Annotated in this window: 1 protein-coding gene; it reads right to left on the bottom strand. The window is 64.1% G+C overall.

Translation table 11 applies throughout. The features are described from left to right. Positions 1 to 47: 47 nt before the first annotated feature. Positions 48 to 1,307 carry an IS256 family transposase gene (locus FQ377_RS14675; RefSeq protein WP_148601897.1) on the bottom strand — a complete coding sequence of 420 codons (1,260 nt, stop codon included), beginning with the start codon at positions 1,305 to 1,307 and terminating at the stop codon, positions 48 to 50. Positions 1,308 to 1,430 lie beyond the last annotated feature (123 nt).

Genomic DNA, 1,430 nt, shown 5'->3' with positions numbered 1-1,430 from the left:
GGTCAAGTCCCTTGTGGTGGTGTATCGGTTGGTGATCCTTTTGATTGTTAGGCGCTGAGTTCGAGCGTGGTGTCGGTGGTCGCCTCCGTTCTGGTGGTGGTGTCGGTATCGGTGACGAGGGTGAGGCGGCTCTTCGCGAGGATGTCGAGTCCGAGGTAGCGGCGTCCTTCGGCCCATTCGTCAGTCTGCTCGGCCAGGACCGCTCCGACGAGGCGGACGATCGCGTCCCTGTTCGGGAAGATCCCGACGCTGTCGGTACGGCGGCGGAGCTCGCGGTTGAGTCGTTCGTTGGGGTTGTTGGACCAGACTTGTTGCCAGAGGCCTTCGGGGAAGCTGGTGAACGCGAGGATGTCCGCCCGAGCACCATCGAGGTGCTCATAGGCGTCCGGGAGTGTGTCCTGGACGTAGTCCAGGAGCCGGTCGAACTGAGCGTGCACCGAGCTCGCGTCGGGCTGGTCATAGACCGAGTGGAGCATTGCCTTCACCGCCGGCCACATGCTCTTCGGCGTCACACTCATCAGATTCGCCGCGTAGTGCGTCCGGCATCGCTGCCACACAGCTCCGGGCAGGTTCGCCGCGATGGCCTCCACCAGGCCCCGGTGCGCGTCACTGGTGACCAGACGGACCCCGGTCAGGCCGCGGGCCACGAGATCGGCGAAGAAACTGTTCCACGCTGGCCCGGTCTCACTGGTGGCTACCCGCAAACCGAGGACTTCGCGGCGCCCATCGGCGTTGACCCCGGTCGCGATCATGACGACGGTGTTGATGACCCGACCGCCTTCGCGGACCTTCATCGTCAGGGCATCCGCTGCGACGAACGTGAACGGTCCGGCTTCACCGAGGGGGCGGTGGCGGAACTCATTCACGTGCTCGTCGAGCTCGGAGGCCATCCGGGAGACCTGCGACTTCGACAGGGAGTTGATGCCCAGGGTCTTCACGAGCTTGTCCATCCGACGCGTGGAAACCCCGGCGAGGTAGCAGTCCGCGACCACGGTGATCAACGCGGACTCTGCCCGTTTCCTACGCTCGAGCAGCCAGTCAGGAAAGTAGGTGCCGGTCCGCAGTTTCGGGATAGCGACGTCGACGGTCCCGACACGGGTGTCCAGGTCGCGGTGCCGGTACCCGTTGCGCTGGGTAAGACGCTCAGGGCTGGGCTTGCCCCATTCGGCGCCGGCCACCGCGTCGGCGTCAGCAGATAGCAGGGCGTTGATCATGGTTTGCAGCAGGTTGCGCATCAGATCCGGGGAAGCCTCGCCGAGAGCTTCAGTCAACAGGCGGGCAGGGTCGACAATATGAGGAGCGGTCATCGTGATGATGCCTTTCGAGTGTGATGTGAGAGTTTCCTCGAAGGATCACGCGGTGGCCGCCTTCATGTCCATCACGATGATGAACCCGGCAACCGCGCTACACCACCATATGGGGCACTACTG

Origin of the sequence: Arthrobacter echini (assembly GCF_008107445.1) — a bacterium.
Taxonomy (GTDB): Bacteria; Actinomycetota; Actinomycetes; order Actinomycetales; family Micrococcaceae; genus Arthrobacter_D; species Arthrobacter_D echini_A.
This window is presented reverse-complemented; position numbering and strand designations above follow the sequence as displayed.